At 70.3% G+C, this 16,389-nt stretch carries 16 protein-coding genes and 3 pseudogenes; 3 read left to right on the forward strand and 16 right to left on the reverse strand.

Annotated elements, in window-relative coordinates:
* The 6 genes and pseudogenes from bioB to tal all read right to left on the reverse strand — a co-directional run.
* The coding region (gene bioB, locus QZ500_RS12920) for a biotin synthase BioB (RefSeq protein WP_295855818.1) at positions 1 to 761 on the reverse strand (761 nt) is incomplete at its 3' end.
* A gap of 118 nt (positions 762 to 879) precedes the next feature.
* Positions 880 to 1,243 (reverse strand): annotated as a pseudogene (locus tag QZ500_RS12925) (DUF805 domain-containing protein).
* A 150-nt stretch (positions 1,244 to 1,393) separates the two neighbouring features.
* Positions 1,394 to 2,032, reverse strand: a complete 639-nt coding sequence (locus tag QZ500_RS12930; protein ID WP_295855819.1) for an IS5 family transposase — start codon at positions 2,030 to 2,032, stop codon at positions 1,394 to 1,396.
* A pseudogene (locus tag QZ500_RS12935) lies at positions 2,002 to 2,157 on the reverse strand (transposase); the annotation flags it as partial. The pseudogene QZ500_RS12935 and the gene QZ500_RS12930, both read right to left, overlap by 31 nt.
* A gap of 68 nt (positions 2,158 to 2,225) precedes the next feature.
* Positions 2,226 to 3,827 carry a glucose-6-phosphate isomerase gene (gene pgi, locus QZ500_RS12940; protein ID WP_295855820.1) on the reverse strand — a complete coding sequence of 534 codons (1,602 nt, stop codon included), beginning with the start codon at positions 3,825 to 3,827 and terminating at the stop codon, positions 2,226 to 2,228.
* Between the two features lie 54 nt (positions 3,828 to 3,881).
* Positions 3,882 to 4,835: a transaldolase gene (gene tal / locus QZ500_RS12945; RefSeq protein ID WP_295855821.1), complete on the reverse strand. Its 954-nt coding sequence runs from the start codon at positions 4,833 to 4,835 to the stop codon at positions 3,882 to 3,884.
* 140 nt (positions 4,836 to 4,975) lie between these two features.
* Between tal and zwf the strand changes: the two genes are divergently transcribed.
* A complete protein-coding gene (gene zwf, locus QZ500_RS12950) occupies positions 4,976 to 6,442 on the forward strand; it encodes a glucose-6-phosphate dehydrogenase (protein ID WP_295855822.1) in 1,467 nt (488 codons plus the stop codon).
* 23 nt (positions 6,443 to 6,465) lie between these two features.
* A complete protein-coding gene (locus QZ500_RS12955; RefSeq protein WP_295855860.1) occupies positions 6,466 to 7,311 on the forward strand; it encodes an SIS domain-containing protein in 846 nt (281 codons plus the stop codon).
* A gap of 15 nt (positions 7,312 to 7,326) precedes the next feature.
* Here QZ500_RS12955 and QZ500_RS12960 read toward each other — a convergent pair whose 3' ends face one another.
* The 10 genes and pseudogenes from QZ500_RS12960 to QZ500_RS13005 all read right to left on the reverse strand — a co-directional run bounded on the left by QZ500_RS12960 (position 7,327) and on the right by QZ500_RS13005 (position 14,740).
* The gene (locus QZ500_RS12960) at positions 7,327 to 7,656 is read right to left on the reverse strand and encodes an I78 family peptidase inhibitor (protein ID WP_295855823.1); all 330 of its coding nucleotides are present in this window, start codon (positions 7,654 to 7,656) and stop codon (positions 7,327 to 7,329) included.
* Between the two features lie 41 nt (positions 7,657 to 7,697).
* A complete protein-coding gene (locus QZ500_RS12965) occupies positions 7,698 to 8,096 on the reverse strand; it encodes a hypothetical protein (protein WP_295855824.1) in 399 nt (132 codons plus the stop codon).
* A 44-nt stretch (positions 8,097 to 8,140) separates the two neighbouring features.
* A complete protein-coding gene (locus tag QZ500_RS12970) occupies positions 8,141 to 8,350 on the reverse strand; it encodes a hypothetical protein (RefSeq protein WP_295855825.1) in 210 nt (69 codons plus the stop codon).
* A 215-nt stretch (positions 8,351 to 8,565) separates the two neighbouring features.
* Positions 8,566 to 9,771: a Yip1 family protein gene (locus tag QZ500_RS12975; RefSeq protein WP_295855826.1), complete on the reverse strand. Its 1,206-nt coding sequence runs from the start codon at positions 9,769 to 9,771 to the stop codon at positions 8,566 to 8,568.
* A 154-nt stretch (positions 9,772 to 9,925) separates the two neighbouring features.
* Positions 9,926 to 10,675: a lysophospholipid acyltransferase family protein gene (locus tag QZ500_RS12980; protein WP_295855827.1), complete on the reverse strand. Its 750-nt coding sequence runs from the start codon at positions 10,673 to 10,675 to the stop codon at positions 9,926 to 9,928.
* A 4-nt stretch (positions 10,676 to 10,679) separates the two neighbouring features.
* Complete coding sequence (locus QZ500_RS12985; protein WP_295855828.1) at positions 10,680 to 11,987, reverse strand: dihydroorotase; 1,308 nt, start codon at positions 11,985 to 11,987, stop codon at positions 10,680 to 10,682.
* Positions 11,988 to 12,173: 186 nt separating this feature from the next.
* Positions 12,174 to 13,133, reverse strand: a pseudogene (locus tag QZ500_RS12990) (aspartate carbamoyltransferase catalytic subunit); the annotation flags it as partial.
* A gap of 43 nt (positions 13,134 to 13,176) precedes the next feature.
* The gene (pyrR, locus tag QZ500_RS12995; RefSeq protein WP_295855830.1) at positions 13,177 to 13,710 is read right to left on the reverse strand and encodes a bifunctional pyr operon transcriptional regulator/uracil phosphoribosyltransferase PyrR; all 534 of its coding nucleotides are present in this window, start codon (positions 13,708 to 13,710) and stop codon (positions 13,177 to 13,179) included.
* The gene (gene ruvX / locus QZ500_RS13000; protein WP_295855831.1) at positions 13,707 to 14,138 is read right to left on the reverse strand and encodes a Holliday junction resolvase RuvX; all 432 of its coding nucleotides are present in this window, start codon (positions 14,136 to 14,138) and stop codon (positions 13,707 to 13,709) included. The genes pyrR and ruvX overlap by 4 nt, the downstream gene beginning before the upstream one ends.
* Positions 14,135 to 14,740 (reverse strand): YqgE/AlgH family protein, encoded by a 606-nt coding sequence (locus QZ500_RS13005; protein ID WP_295855832.1) that lies wholly within the window; start codon positions 14,738 to 14,740, stop codon positions 14,135 to 14,137. Before QZ500_RS13005 ends, ruvX begins: the two co-directional genes overlap by 4 nt.
* 102 nt (positions 14,741 to 14,842) lie before the next feature.
* On the opposite strand from QZ500_RS13005, the gene QZ500_RS13010 reads away from it, so the two are divergent.
* Entirely contained in the window at positions 14,843 to 16,333 is a 1,491-nt protein-coding gene (locus QZ500_RS13010) for a deoxyribodipyrimidine photo-lyase (RefSeq protein ID WP_295855833.1), read from the forward strand.
* The last annotated feature ends 56 nt before the right edge of the window (positions 16,334 to 16,389 follow it).

Here is a 16,389-nt window from a genome sequence, read left to right on the forward strand (position 1 = left end):
CCGGGCACCCGGACCAAGCTGTTGATCGGCACCGATTCGGGATACGGGTCGAGATTCGCGAGCTGCGCGATCAGCCCCGCACGGTGCACCGGCGCTTCGCCCATGCCGACGATGCCGCCGCAGCAGACGCTGATGCCGGCCGCGCGCACGTGGCGCAGGGTGTCGAGCCGCTGCTGGTAGCTTCGGGTATCGACCACGCTGCCGTAGTATTCGGGCGCGGTGTCGAGGTTGTGGTTGTAGTAATCCAGGCCCGCGTTGCGCAGCTGCACCGCATGGTGCGGCTCCAGCATGCCCAGCGTGGCGCAGGTCTGCAGGCCGAGACCCTTGACCGCTTCCACCAGCACCGCGACCTTCTCCACGTCGCGGTCCTTCGGCGCACGCCAGGCCGCGCCCATGCAGAAGCGGGTCGCGCCCGCATCCTTGGCGGCCTGCGCGGCGCGCAGCACCTCGTCGCGCTCCATCAGCTTCTGCGCCTTCACCCCGGTGTCGAACTCGGCCGACTGCGGGCAGTAGCCGCAGTTCTCGGGGCAGCCACCGGTCTTCACCGACAGCAGCGTCGCCAGTTCAATATCGCCCTCCGGGAAATGCTGGCGGTGCACGGTCTGGGCGCGGTGCAGCAGGTCGAGGAACGGCAGCTGGAGCAGGGCCTCGACGGCCTCGACCGTCCAGCGCACCGCGCCGGGCGCGGTCGGCGGCGGGGCGGCATGCAGGACGATCGGGCGGACGGCGGTGTCTGGAGCGGATACGGTCGGGAAGGTCATGCGGAGGCAGGATCTGAATCAGGAGAAGGATGGACGACCGCCTGCACACAGCAGGCGGCGGCGATGCGCCGGAGGGCCACCGCCGGGGCTGGCGGTCATGCCGGCCCGCACGGCAGTGTCAGTCATTGCCGGACGGCAGGAACGACGGCGGCTGCACCGCTGCCAGCGGCGGCTCGCCGAAGGCATTGGCCTGCGGCTGGCTCGGCTGCACGTTCCAGTAGAGCAGCACCAGGAAACCCACGAACGGCACGAAATACAGCAGCAGCCACCAGCCGCTGCAGCCGGCGCGCGCCGACGGCCAGCGCGGGCAGCAGCAGCGCCAGCGCGGCGATGCCGTAGACCGCCTCGTGGATCATCGACGCCACGACGAGGACGACGATCTGGAACAGCGCGAACCACCAGAATTCCGAGCGGCTCGCCCGTCCGGAGAAATCGACGTACTTGCGCTGCAGGCAGGTGGAGACGGCGGAGCCGAAAGTCATCATGGCGGGTGGTTCCTCGTACGGTGCGGATGCCGGACGGCACCCGCGCGCATCATAGGCCGGGCCGTCGACGCCCTCCTCTGCCCTGCCCTGCCCTGCCCTGCCTTGGCCTGCCCTCCCCTGCCCTGCCTTGGCTTGGCCTAGGGCCTGTTAACACAACCGCAGTCCATCGGCGATCAGCGCGAAGCTGATGAAGGCGATGAACATGACGTCGAGCTTCTCGAAGCGGGAGAAGATGAGGCGGTAGCCCTTGAGCCTGCGGAACAGGCGTTCGACCTCGTTGCGGCGCTTGTACATGGCCCGGTCGTACTCCCAGGGCTCGATGCGAGTGCTCAGAGGCGGCACGACCGGGACGAAGCCCAGATCGAGTGCGAGCTGCCGGGTTTCATTGCCCTCGTAGGCGCGGTCCATGATCAGGTGAAGAGGGCGATTGGGTGGTCCCAGCCGCCTCAACAGCTCTCGCCCCTCGGGTGCATCGTGCGCCTGGCCCGGCGACAGCGAGAACGCTACGGCCGTGCGCGCGTCGGCCGCAACGAGGTGGATCTTGGTGTTCCAGCCACCGCGGGACTTGCCGATAGCCTGCGGACCGTTTTTTTTCGAGCACCAGTGCCGTCGGGATGCACTTTCACACTGGTGCTGTCCAGGCAGACGGACTCGATCTTGATCTGCACGACCTGAGCGCGCTGCAACTGCTCGAACGCCTTGTCGAGCACGCCAGACTTGGCCCAGCGGCTCATGCGCGTGTAGATGGTGTGCCAGTTGCCAAACCGCTTGGGCAGACCACGCCACTTGCAGCCGTGCTCGGCCACATAGAGGATCGCGTTGAGCACTTGCAGGTTTGAAAGGCTGACGTTGCCTCGTTGGCGGGGCAAGCAGTGTTCGATCTGGGCGAATTGCGCTGTTGTGATCTCCATCGACCCAGTGTCGATGGAGAGCCGTCTGCGCGCAATTAGTGTTAACAGGCCCTAGTCCCGCGCCAGTGTCAGGCCGCGCGCAGCCGCTGCACCAGCGCGGCGGTGGACGCGTCCAGTCCCGCGGTATGGCCCGAGGCGAGCCGCGGCTCGATGTCCTTGGCCAGCACCTTGCCCAGCTCCACGCCCCACTGGTCGAAGCTGTTGATGCCCCAGAGCGCTCCGCTCACGAAGACACGGTGTTCGTAGAGCGCGATCAGCGCGCCCAGCGTCGTCGGGTCCAGCCGCTCCAGCACGAAGAAGCTGCTCGGCCGATTGCCCGGGAAATGGCGATGGCCGCCGGTGTCGTCCTGGCCCTGCAGCAACGCAGCTGCCTGCGCGAGCGCATTGGCCAGCAGCTTGCCGTGGTGGCCGGGCAGGTCGTGGTCGGTCTCGCGCACGGCGATGAATTCGAGCGGCACGACGTCGGTGCCCTGGTGCAGCATCTGGAAGAACGCATGCTGGCCGTTGGTGCCGGGCTCGCCCCAGACCACCGGCGAGGTGGCGAAGGGCAGCGCCTCGCCGTCCCGGTCCACCCGCTTGCCGTTGCTCTCCATCTCGAGCTGCTGCAGGTAGGCCGGCAGCCGCTTCAGGCCCTGGTGGTAGGGCGCGACGCAGCGGCTCGCGAAGCCGTGGAAGTTGCGGTACCAGATGTCGAGCAGTCCGAGCCGCACCGGCAGGTTGCGCTCCAGCGGCGCGGTGCGGAAATGCTCGTCCATCGCATGCGCGCCGGCCAGCAGCGCACGGAAGCCCGCGGCGCCGACCGCGATGGCGATCGGCAGACCGATCGCCGACCACAGCGAATAGCGCCCGCCCACCCAGTCCCAGAAGCCGAAGGTGGTGGTGATGCCGAAGTCCTTCGCTGCCGCCACGTTGGTCGTCAGCGCGGCGAAATGACGGGCCACGTCGGTGCCGCCGGCCGCCTGGAACCAAGCCTTGGCGCTCTGCGCGTTGGTCATGGTCTCGATCGTGGTGAAGGTCTTGGAGGCGACCAGGAACAGCGTGCTCTCCGGCCGCACCTGGCGCAGCACCGCGGCGAGGTCGTGGCCGTCGACGTTGGAGACGAAATGGAAACGCTTGCCCGGCGCGCGGAAGGCGTCGAGCGCCAGCACCGCCATCTGCGGGCCGAGGTCGGAGCCGCCGATGCCGATGTTGACGATGTCGGTGATCGCCGCATCGCCGCGGATGCGCTCGGCGTACGCCAGCATCGCGGCCCGCACGCCCTCGACCTCGTTCAGGCCCTTTGCTATCGAATCCGTAGCTGCCTGCGCAGGCGGCACCTGCGCAGAAGCCGGATTTTCATCCGATCCGGGCCGCCGCAGCGCGACGTGCAGCACTGCACGGCCCTCGGTCGCGTTGATCGGCGCGCCGGCGAACATCGCGTCGCGCTGCGCCTCCAGGCCGCAGTCGCGGGCCAGCTGCAGTAGCAGATCCTCGGTCGTGGCGTCGATGCGGTTCTTCGACAGGTCGGCGAACAGGTGCGGCGCTTCCTGGCAGAAGCGCTCGACCCGCTGCGGGTCGGTGACGAAGGCGTGGCGGGCGTCGAAGTCGCGGCCGCCGCCGCCGCCGGTGTCGAAATGGGCCTGCAGGGCCTGCCAGGCGGCGGTGCGGTCGCAGCGGGTCGCGGGAGTCATCGGGTCTTTCGGAGCGTCGGAGGGTCGAAGGGTCGGATGGAGAAGAAGCCGGGATCAGCCGTGCTGCGCCCGCAGCAGGTCGTCGAGCTTGCGGGCGTCGGCGGCGAAGGCGCGGATGCCCTCGGCCAGCTTCTCGGTCGCCATCGCATCCTCGTTGAGGGCGAAGCGGAAGGCCGGTTCGTCGTACTGCACCGCGGCCACGTCGGCGTGGCGGGCTTCCGCCGGGTCGAGGCCCGGCTGCAGCGGCGCGTCGGAGGCGGCCAGCTGCGCCAGCAGTTCGGGGCTGATCGTCAGCAGGTCGCAGCCGGCGAGCGCGGTGATCTGGCCGACGTTGCGGAAGCTCGCGCCCATCACCTCGGTGGCGATGCCGTGGCGCTTGTAGTACGCGAAGATCGACCGCACCGAGCGCACGCCCGGATCGTTCGCGCCGGCGTTCGCCGCCTCGTCCCAGCCGGCGCCGGCCGACTTCTTGTACCAGTCGTATATCCGGCCGACGAAGGGTGAGATCAGCTGCACGCCGGCGTCGCCGCAGGCCACCGCCTGCGCGAAGGAGAACAGCAGCGTCAGGTTGGTGCGGATGCCGCGCTGCTCCAGCCGCTCGGCCGCGCGGATGCCTTCCCAGGTCGCGGCGACCTTCACCAGGAGGCGCTCCGGCGCGATGCCGGCTTCCTGGTAGAGCGCCGCGATCCGCTCGCCGCGGGCAAAGGTGGCGTCGGCGTCGAAGGACAGCCGCGCATCGACCTCGGTGGACACGCGGCCCGGGATGATCGACAGGATCTCGGTGCCGAAGCGCACCAGCAGCCGGTCCACGATCTCGTCGAGCGGCCGGCCGCGGAACTGCGCGACCGTCTCGTCGAGCAGCGGCCGGTACTCCGGCTTCTGCACCGCCTTCAGGATCAGCGACGGATTGGTGGTCGCGTCCTGCGGCTGGTAGGCGGCGAGCTGGCGGAAGTCGCCGGTATCGGCGACGACGGTGGTGTACTGCTTGAGGGCGTCGAGTTGGTTCATGGCGAGAGCAGGTCCGTAAAAAGCGGCGGGCGGATTATCACGTAATCGGGTTACATCACCTTGCGGCGCCGGTACCAATCGCTCCCGATAATCGCTGAAACTCGATTACATTTTGCGACTTTCAGCAAGAGCCCACGACCATGTCCTTCGATCTTGTCCTCTTTGGCGGCACCGGCGACCTCGCATGGCGCAAGCTGATGCCCGCCCTGTTCCAGGCGTTCCGGCACGGCAGCCTGCCGGAGGGGCGGATTATTGGCGTCGCCCGCGACGACCACAGTGACGAGGCGTACCGCGAACTGATCCGCACCCGGTTCGAGGAGGTCGAAGGCGCGAAGCGCCCGAACGCCCAGGAGTTCGAGAAGTTCGCGCAGATGCTGTATTTCGTGCGGCTGGACCTCTCCAAGCCCGAAGACTATGCGCGGCTGAAGCAGAAGCTCGACGCCGGCCACGCCGACACGGTGGTGATGTACCTGGCGACCGCGCCGGCGCTCTTCACCACCGCCTGCGAACAGCTGGGCGCGGCCGGCCTCGCGACGCCGCGCACCCGGATCGTGCTGGAAAAGCCGCTCGGCCACGACCTGGCCTCCAACCGCGCGATCAACGAGGCGGTGCGCAAGGTGTTCGCCGAGGAGCAGATCTTCCGCATCGACCACTACCTCGGCAAACCGTCGGTGCAGAACCTGTTCGCGCTGCGCTTCGGCAATGCGCTGTTCGAGCCGCTGTGGCGCCGCGAGTACATCGCCAACATCCAGATCACGATCGCCGAGGACCTGGGCGTGGAAAAGCGCGGCGCCTTCTACGACACCACCGGGGCGCTGCGCGACATGGTGCAGAACCATGCGCTGCAGCTGCTCTGCGCCATCGGCATGGAGCCGCCGATCAACGCCAGCGCCGACGCGATCCGCGACGAGAAGCTGAAGGTGCTGCGCTCGCTGAAAGCCTGGACGCCCGACGACCTGGAGCGCCACGCGGTGCGCGGCCAGTACACCGCCGGCACCGCCTACGGCCAGCGGGTGCCCGGCTACCGCGAGGAACCCGGCGTGGACCCGGACAGCCGCACCGAGACCTTCGTCGCGCTGCGCACCGAGATCGAGAACTGGCGCTGGGCAGGCGTGCCCTTCTACATCCGCACCGGCAAGCGGCTGGCCTCGCGCGATGCGCGGATCGAAGTCAATTTCCGCCCGACCCCGCACCCGATCTACCGCACCCCTCAGGGCTGCGCCAACCAGCTCGCGATCAGCCTGCAGCCCAAGGACGGACTGGAACTGCACCTGCTGGCCGAGGGCCAGGACGGCCGGCGCACCCGCCGCTCCAGCAGCACCGGCGAACAGACGCTGGCCCCGGTGCAGCTCGACCTGGACTTCGACAAGCGCTTCGGCTCCGAACGGGTCGGCGCCTACGAGCGGCTGCTGCTCGACGTGATCGACGGCCGGCTCAACCTGTTCGTGCGCAGCGACGAGCAGGAGGCCGCCTGGCGCTGGGTCGAGCCGATCCTGGAGGCGTGGCAGACCGGCCGGCCGCGCGGCTACGCCGCCGGTACCTGGGGGCCGAGCGCCGCCAGCGCGATGATCGCCCGCGACGGCTTCTGCTGGTCGGAAGAGGCCTGAGCATGACGGCCGAAACGGGCGGCATGCTCGACCGCATCCGGGCTTCGCTGCCCTCGCTCGCGCCGGCCGAGCAGCGGGTGGGCCGGCTGGTGCTGGCCGACCCGAGGGCCTTCGCGAGCCTGCCGGTGGTGGAACTGGCGGACCGGGCGCACGTCAGCAAGCCGACGGTCGTGCGGTTCTGCCGCAGCGTCGGCTACGACGGCCTGTCGGATTTCAAGCTCAAGCTCGCCGGCAGCGTGAGCGAGGGCGTGCCCTTCATCCACCGCAGCGTGGACCTGGACGACAAGACCGGCGACGTGATGGTCAAGGTGATCGACAACGCGGTCGCGGCCTTCCTCAAATACCGCAACGACGCCAGCACCTCGGCGATCGAACGGGCGGCCTCCGCCCTGGCCGCGACCTACCAGACCGGCCGGCGCATCGAGTTCTACGGCGCGGGCAACTCGGGCATCGTGGCGCAGGACGCCCAGCACAAGTTCTTCCGCCTGGGCGTGACCGCGATCGCCTACAGCGACGGGCACATGCAGGTGATGGGCGCGACGATGCTGGGGCCCGGCGACTGCGTGGTGATCATTTCCAACTCCGGCCGCACCCGGGACCTGATGGATGCCGCCGACATCGCCCGCAAGAACGGCGCGACGACGATCGTCATCACCGCGAGCGGCTCGCCGCTGGCATCGGCCGGCCATATCCACCTGGCGGCCGACCATCCGGAGGGCTACGACCGCTACAGCCCGATGGTGTCGCGGCTGCTGCACCTGATGGTGGTGGACATCCTGGCCACCTGCGTGGCGCTGCGCATCGGCACGCCGCTGCAGCCGGTGCTCAAGCAGATGAAGAACAACCTGCGGACCAAGCGCTACGCCTGATCCGCCTCCCTGCCGTCAGCCGCAGCGGGCGGTCGTGATCCGGCCCTGAGCGTCGGTGTCGAGCGTCAGGCGTGCCGGCGCGAATTCCATCGTCGCCATCTGGCCCGGCCGCAGCACCCGCACCACCCGGGCGCCCGCGCGGCGCTGGGCTTCTTCGGCCAGGCGCTGGTCGACCGTCTTGCCGAGCGTCCACTGCGCATTGGCCGCGTTGCAGGTGCCGCCGGGTTGCGCCAGCGGATCGGGCGCCGGTGCCGGCGGCGTGGGGCGCAGGCTGTTGCAGCCGGCGATAAGTGCGGCCACTGCGGTGGCAGACAGCGTGCGCAGGAGGAGAGAAGTCGGCGTCATGGGGCGATTGTCGAGGACGGGCGCAGGACGGGGTGCAGCGTTCACGGGGCGGCACGCGGGACCAGCAGCTGCGCGCGGGTCGCCTCGTCGAGCTGCAGCGCGCGCTGGCCGGCATTGGCCGGGCGGTCCGCCGGATCGGCCATCGGCAGCTCCCGCTCGGCATTGCGCCGGGCGCGCGGCCCGACCAGCGCCCCATTGCCGACCGGCGTGCCCGATGCCATCGCGCCGGCGCCGGCGTTGACACCCGGATTGACCGTCACGCCGGGGCCGACGCCGCCCAGGCCGACACCGCCGGTGCCGCCGTTGGCCGAGGTGCTGGCACCCGGGCCGGTCGCCGCGGCCTGTGCGCCGATTGACACCTGTGCCGCAGCCGACAAGCCGTAGGCGGCTGCGGCAAGCACCACGGAATGGACAAGGGCGCGAACGGCGAAGCGGATCATGGCGGCACTCCTGATAGATGAACGATGCGTCTGCGGAAACCGGGTCAGATGCCTGCCACGGTCGTCATCACGTGCGGTGCGTAGCCGCTGATCGCAAGGGCGCTGGCCAGCGTCAGCACCAGCGTGCCCACGTAGCCGAGCGCGATGCGCGCCACCGAAATCCCGTCGTCGTCATCGTCAACCTTGAAGCGGCTGGGCGATGGAAGGGTGGCGAGCGGGGTGAAGGGGGTGTCGTCGGCGACAGGATGGGGCATGGCAGCCTCGCGGGGTGGATCGGATGGACGGTGGGAAGGATTGGGCGTGATGGTGGCTGCGCGGCCCGACACGTTTCCTCAGCCGAAACACCGTCCGGGTGTCGGTCCCTGCCGACAGGCGCGGCGCGCCGCCGGGCCGGCCCGTTTGCCGGAAAAGCGGCCGTCGCCGGTCGGGCGACGGCCTGCCATGGGGCCGCTGCCCGGCCGGTACCGCCTCAGCTGGCCGGCTGGCGGCGCAGGCTTTCGAGTGTCTTCAGGTCGAGCAGGCTGGAGGCGGCCTTGACCTCGTCCAGGTTCATCCGGCTGCCGGTCAGCTCGACCACCACGCCGTTGCGCAGCGTGGTGGTGTACTGCGCCATGCTGCCGTCCTTGCGGTAGTTCTCGTGCAAGGTGCGGCCGCCCTCCTGCCAGGTGCGCTCGGCCGAAGCGCTGTTCTCGCGCTCGCCCTGCACCACTGCACCCGCCTCGGCCATCAGCTTGCTCATGCTGCCCAGGTCGATCATCTCGACCCGCAGGCGCTGCTCGCCGTTGCTGTATTCGGCACGGGCGTTGCTGGTCGCCATGCCGGTCACCTTGCCGCCCTGCATCTCGACGGCGGTGCGGGTGAAGGCGCCGAGCGTCTCCGGCAGCGCGGCCTTGAGCGCCGGCGCCGGCACCGCCCCCGCGTCCGGGTCGCCGCCCAGGACCGGCCCGGTGCCGACCACCGGCGCTGCCGCCTGGCTCTGCTTCTCGCTGGCGGCTTCCAGCCGCTGGGCGGCGTCGGCCATCTTCTGCGAGGCGGCTTCCAGCCCGGCCGCATCCAGCCGCAGCTTGCCGCCCGGCGTCTGCAGCACCACGGCGGCGTCGCCCAGACCCCGCGCCAGGAAATGGCTGGTGGCCGCGGAGGCGAGCAGCCCCACCACCGCGCCGGCCAGCACGATCACCGCGGTGAACGGCACTACCTTGTGCTGCGAGGTGCGCATCACGGCCGGCAGGCCGGTGAAGACGAGGTAGACCGAATACAGCGCCGCCACCAGCGCCATCAGCGACAGCGCCGGTACCGCCAGGAACACCCCGCCGAGCAGCGCCGCGCTGCTGCCGTAGACCGCCAGCTTGAAGGCGCGCGGCCATTCCGGCCGGGCGCCGAAGGTCGGCGCGACCAGCTTGACGACCACCGCCACCAGCACGATGCCGAGCACCGCGACCAGGTACATCGCGAGCGCCTGCAGCAGCCCCGCCGCGACCGGCAGACGGACCAGCGCGCCGCCGGCCCCCACGCCGACCAGGCTCAGCCCGACGAAGCTGCACAGCGCAGGGATGGCCGCCAGCGGCAGGAGGGAGGTCAGCACCACGCGGCCGGCGGTCGACGGGTCCTCGTCGATGCGGCGCCATTCGGCGCGGGGCTGCAGTAGCAGCTTCTGGAGTCGGGACAGGACACTCATGGAAAACGGAGGCGTCGGAGACAGAGGCGGCGGAATCGCCGACAGGGCGCGGTGTGCGCCGGAGGACGGGGCAGCTTCGGGCCGCAGTTCGGTGGAACACCGATTGTCCGCCCCTGCGTGCCGCCGACCCTGTAGGACGCCTGCGGCTTTGCAATCACTGCCTCAGGGCGTCGACCTCGGTGTGCAGGTCCTGCGCCCAGCGGCGCCGGTCGCGCCCGTTCGCCGCCGCCGGGGTGCCGAAGCGCACCACCACCCGCAGCGGGTCGGCGGTCAGGGTGCGCCACAGGGAGCCGAGCAGCGTGTCGTCGCCGACATATAGCGCCACCCGGCTCGGCCGGCCAGTGGCGGCATCCTCGAAGCGGATGCCGCAGGGCTGTGCCGGCGCGTCCGCCGCGATCGCCGCCTGCAGCAGGTTGGCGTGGAAGGGCAGCAGCATGCGGCCGTCGCCGGTCGTGCCCTCGGGAAAGATCGCGACCACCTCGCCGGACTGCAGGCCCTCGGCCATCCGGTGCACGGTGCGCAGCGCGTCGCGCCGGGAGGTCCGCTCGATGAACAGGGTGCCGGCCCCGGCCGCAACCGCGCCGACCAGCGGCCAGTGGCGGATGTCCGACTTGGCGACGAAGGACACGCTGCGGGCGCCCAGCACGGCCAGGATGTCGAGCCACGACGTGTGGTTGGCGACCAGCAGCAGCGGGCCGTCGGCCGGGCGCGCGCCCTCGACCCGCAGGTCGATGTTGAGCAGCGCCAGCATCTCGCGGCTCCAGCGCTCGATGCACGCCTGCCGCTCGGCGCGGTCGAGCCGGGGAAAGCGGCGCCGCAGGATCCAGAGCCCGCGCAGGCCGTGCGCCACCGCCCGCACGATGCGCCAGGCGGCGGACAGGCGCCGGCCGAGTCCGGTCGCCATCGTGTCAGGCGGCGGAACGGTCGAAGGCGATCTGGCCGCCGACCAGGGTCCAGCGCACCTGCGCCGGCAGTTCGTAGCCGGAGAACGGCGTGTGCTTGCCCTGGCTGCGCAGCGCGCCGGCCTCGACCGTCCAGCGGGCCGCCGGGTCGAACACGCAGACGTCGGCGACGCCGCCCGCCACCAGCCGGCCGGCGCTCGCCTGCAGCGTGCCGAGCGCGCCGCCCAGCACCGCCGCCGGCGCGCTGGTCAGCACCGCCAGCGCCCGCGACAGCGCCGCGGGCGTCCCCTGCTCGTCGGCCCACTTCACCGCGAGGCTCAGCAGCAGTTCCAGCCCGGTCGCGCCGGGCTCGGCCTCGGCGAAGGGCAGCACCTTGGCATCCTCGTCCACCGGCGTGTGGTCGGACACCAGCGCATCGACCGTACCGTCGGCCAGTGCGGCGCGGATCGCGTCGCGGTCGCGCTGCTGGCGCAGCGGCGGCACCAAGCGCGCGCGGCTGTCGAAGTAGCCGATGTCGGTGTCGGTCAGGTGCAGCGAATTGATGCTGACGTCGGCCGTCACCTTCAGGCCGTCGGCCTTGGCGCGGCGCACCAGCTCGATGCCGGCGGCGCTCGACAGCCGGCACAGGTGGACCCGGGCGCCGGTCGATTTCAGCAGTTCGAAAATCGTGTGCAGCGCGATCGTCTCGGCCGCCACCGGCACGCCCGACAGGCCGAGCCGCGTCGCGAGCGGGCCGCTGGCCGCCACGCCCTTGCCCAGGTGCAGTTCCTGCGGCCGCAGCCAGACGGTGTAGCCGTAGGTGGCGGCGTACTGCAGCGCGCGCTGCAGCACCTGGGTGCTGGCCAGCGCCACCTCGGCCTGGCTGAAGCCGACGCAGCCGGCCTCGGTCAGCTCGGCCATCTCGGTCAGCACCTCGCCGGCGAGGCTGCGGGTCACGGCGCCCAGCGGGAACAGGCGTGCCTGGTGCAGCTTCTCGGCGCGGAACTTCAGCATCTCGACCAGGCCGGGCTCGTCGAGCACCGGGTCGGTGTCCGGCGGGCAGACGACGCTGGTCACGCCACCCGCGACCGCCGCCGCCATCTCGGAGGCGAGCATGCCCTCGTGCTCGTGGCCGGGTTCGCGCAGCCGTACCGCGAGGTCGACCAGGCCGGGCGCGACGATACAGCCGGCGGCGTCGAGCGTGCGGTCGGGTGCGAAGTCCGCCGGCGCGCTGCCGACGCCGATGATGCGGCCGGTGGCGATCGCCAGGTCGCCCACCGCGTCGTGGCCCGACGCCGGGTCGAGGATGCGGCCGTTCTGGATCAGGATTTTCATAAGGTTTTCATGCCAAAAACGGGCTGCAGCGCAGGTGGATCATGCGCGAGCAGCTATAAATTCAATAGCACCAGTTGGAGCAGCCCATGCTTTCCCGCGGGACACCGCGGATCCGGCTTTGCCGGGCCGCCGGTGTCGCCCCCTGCAAGGGGGAGGCGGAGCCGCGCAGCGGCGCAGCCTGGGGGTTCATGCCTCATTTCCGGCAACGATGCTCATCACCGCCATGCGGACGGCGATGCCGAAGGTCACCTGCGGCAGGATCACGCTCTGCGCGCCGTCCACCACCGCCGAGTCGATCTCCACGCCGCGGTTGATCGGCCCCGGGTGCATCACGATCGCGTCGGGCTTGGCGAGCCGCAGCTTCTCGGGCGTGAGGCCGAAGCTCTTGAAGTACTCCTGGCTCGACGGCAGCAGCGCGCCGCTCATCCGCTCGTTCTGCAGGCGCAGCATGATCACCACGTCGCAGTCGCGGATGCCTTCTTCCAGGGTGTGGAACACCTTCACGCCCATCTGCGCCATGTCGGACGGCACCAGCGTCTTCGGGCCGACCACCCGCACTTCGGCGCAGCCGAGCGTGGTGAGGCCGTGGATATCCGAGCGCGCGACCCGCGAATGCAGCACGTCGCCGACGATCGCCACCGTCAGGCCGCTGAAGTCCTTCTTGTAGTGGCGGATGGTGAACATGTCGAGCAGCCCCTGCGTCGGGTGCGCGTGCCGGCCATCGCCGGCGTTCACCACGTGCACGTGCGGCGCGACGTGCTGCGCGATCAGGTAGGGCGCGCCCGACTCGCTGTGCCGCACCACGAAGATGTCGGCCGCCATCGCGCTCAGGTTGGCGATGGTGTCGAGCAGCGACTCGCCCTTGGTCGCCGAGCTGCGGGCGATGTCCAGGTTGATCACGTCGGCCGACAGCCGCTTGGCCGCGATCTCGAAGGTGGTGCGGGTGCGCGTCGAGTTCTCGAAAAACAGGTTGAAGACGCTCTTGCCGCGCAGCAGCGGCACCTTCTTCACCTCGCGGTCGCTCACGCTCACGAAGCTGGCGGCGGTGTCGAGGATGTGGGTGACGATGTCCTTCGGCAGCCCTTCGATGGACAGCAGGTGGACCAGTTCGCCGTTCTTGTTGAGCTGGGGATTGCGTTTGTAGAGCATGGCGGTGGAGGCGGCGCGAGCGGGAAGGCGGCCCGCGGGTTCAGGCGTTTTCGACGTCGAAGCGCAGCCGGCCGCCGGCGTCCTGCGCCAGGGCCAGCTGCTGGTGGGCGGGCAGCGCCACGCGTGCGGCGGCGAAGTCGGCCTGCACCGGCAGCTCGCGGCCGCCGCGGTCGACCAGCACCGCGAGCTTCACGCTCGCCGGCCGGCCGTAGTCGAACAGCTCGTTGAGCACCGCGCGGATGGTGCGGCCGGTGTAAAGCACGTCGTCGAGCAGGATGATTTCGGCACCGTTCACCTCGAACGGCAGCGCGGTGCTGTGCGCGCTGGCGGCCAGGCCGCGCTGCGCGAAATCGTCGCGGTGCATCGCCGACGAGATGGTGCCCGGCGCATCGGCCAGCCCCAGGTCGGCCTGCAGCCGCGCGGCCAGCCACACGCCGCCGGAGGCGATGCCGACCAGGCGGGTGCGCGGGCTCACGAGCCGGCGCAGACCGCCGAGCAGCTCCTGGTAGAGCGCTTCGGCGTCGAGCACCAGGTGCTGGGCGGCCGCGGCGGCAGAAGAATCGGGAATCGTCATGGCAGGCTCCGCAGGAACTGTTCGAGGATGATGCAGGCCGACGCGGCGTCGGCGTCGCGGGCGCCGTCGGCCAGCGCCTCGGTGGTGCTGTAGCGCTCGTCCACCTCGTAGACCGGCAGGCCGAAGCGGCCGTGCAGCTGGCGCGCGAACTTGCGGGCGCGCCGGGTGTTGTCGTGCTCGGCACCGTCGGGATGGAACGGCACGCCGACCACCAGCGCGTCGGGCTGCCATTCGGCGATGCGCTGGCCGATCGGGCCGAAGCGCGCGTCGCCTTCGGCCGCGACCGTGCCCTGCGGCGTGGCGGTCTTCAGCATCCGGTTGCCCGATGCGACGCCGGTGCGCTTCTGCCCGTAGTCGAAGGCCAGGAAGGACTGGAAGCGGGCGGGAACGTCGGGACCGGCGTCGGGCATGGCGGTGGGGCCGCTCATGCGTGGCCGGCGTCGGGCGAGAGCATCCAGCTCTCCAGGCCGAGCAGCTTGAGCGCCTGGTCGTAGCGCTGCGCCACCGGCGTGTCGAAGATGACCGACAGGTCTGCACCCACGGTGAGCCAGCTGTTCTCGGCCAGTTCGCTCTCCAGCTGGCCCTCGCCCCAGGAGGAATAGCCGAGCGTCACCAGCACCCGCTTCGGACCGGCACCGGAGGACATCGCCTCCAGCACGTCCTTCGACGTGGTCATCTCCAGGCCGCCGGGGATCGTCATGGTGGAGGCGTAGACCGAGGTGTCGGACGCCTCGGCGCCCTCGGCCACCATCGCCTCGTGCAGCACGAAGCCGCGTTCGGTCTGCACCGGGCCGCCCTGGAACACCGGTGCCTCCGACAGGTCGCTGCGGCCGAAGGCGAGGTCCACCTTGTCGAACAGCTTCTTCAGGTTGATGTCGCTCGGCTTGTTGATGATCAGGCCGAGCGCGCCGCGCGGGCTGTGCTCGCAGAGGTAGACCACGCTGCGGGCGAACGGGGCCTCCTCCAGGCCGGGCATCGCGATGAGGAAGTGATGCGTCAGGTCCATGGACGGTGCGGTTTCGGCGGTCATGCCCCGATTTTAAGGAATCGCTTTCCCACGCGAGGCGTGGTCCCACAGGCGTCGCGGGGCCGTCGCCCTATGCTCGGATTTCCATAGCAGGAACGTTTTCCGATGCCCACCACCAAGAAGTTCGACGCCGGCCTGATGTGGTTCCGCCGCGACCTGCGCGCCGAGGACAACGCCGCGCTCTACCACGCGCTGCGCCACTGCCGCCGGGTGTACTGCGCCTTCGTCTTCGACACCGCGATCCTCGACGATCTGCCGCGGGCCGACCGGCGGGTGGAGTTCATCCATGCCTCGGTGGTCGAGCTCGACGCCGATCTGCGCCGCATGGCCGGCGAGCGCCACGGCGGCCTGGTGGTGCTGCACGACACGGCCCAGACCGCCCTGCCCCGCCTCGCCCGCGATCTGGCGGTGCAGGCGGTTTTCGCCAACAACGACGACGAACCCTATGCGCTGGAGCGTGACGCGAAGGTGCTCGGCGCCCTGGCCAACGCCGGCATCGTGCTGCAGCTCTACAAGGACCACACGATCTTCGAGCGCGACGAGGTGATGACCCAGGCGGGCACCGCCTTCGGCGTGTTCACCCCCTACAAGAACGCCTGGCTGAAGAAGATCCGCGCCGAGGGCGGCGACTATTTCCTGCGGCCCTACCCGGTGCGCCACCACACCGATGCCTTCGCCGACCGGCCCGAGGGCCACCGCGACGCGGTGCCGAGCCTGAAGTCGCTGGGCTTCGAGAAGACCAACCTGTCGGAGCTGCACCTGCCGACCGGCGCCAGCGGCGCCCAGGAACTGCTGCAGGATTTCCTCGACCGGATCGACGACTACCACGCGACCCGCGACTTCCCCGCGGTGAAGGGCCCGAGCTACCTCGGCACCCACCTGCGCTTCGGCACGCTGTCGGTCCGGGCCGCCGCGGCGCTCGCCTGGCAGGCGATGCTGCACGGCAGCCGCGGTGCCGAGACCTGGCTCGGCGAACTGGTCTGGCGCGATTTCTTCTTCCAGACGCTGCACCACCAGCCGCATGTCGTCGGCCACGCCTGCCGGCCCGAATACGACGCGATCCAGTGGGAGCGCGGCAAGCACGCCGACACGCTGTTCAAGGCCTGGTGCGAGGGCCGCACCGGCTATCCGCTGGTCGATGCGGCGATGGCGCAGATCAACCAGACCGGCTACATGCACAACCGGCTGCGCATGGTGACCGCGAGCTTCCTGGTGAAGGACCTGGGCATCGACTGGCGGCGCGGCGAGGCCTACTTCGCGCTGCACCTGAACGACTACGAGCTGTCGTCCAACAACGGCAACTGGCAATGGGCGGCCTCCACCGGCTGCGACGCGCAGCCGTGGTTCCGCATCTTCAATCCGGTGACGCAGAGCCGCCGCTTCGATCTGCAGGGCAAGTTCATCCGCCGCTACCTGCCGCAGCTGGCGAAGCTGTCGGACGACGCGATCCATGCACCCTGGACGGCCACGCCGGTCGAGCTGGAGGCGGCCGGGCTGGTCATCGGCGAGCACTACCCGCCGCCGGTGGTGGACCATGCCGCCGCGCGCGACAAGACGCTCGCGCGCTACGGGGCGGTGAAGAAGCCGCGCGGCTAGCGTCCGGCGCAGGAATCGGCTGCACTGGACGCAGCAGGTTCCGCCACACGGCCCGG

Origin of the sequence: uncultured Xylophilus sp. (assembly GCA_913776965.1) — a bacterium.
GTDB lineage: Bacteria > Pseudomonadota > Gammaproteobacteria > Burkholderiales > Burkholderiaceae_C > Xylophilus.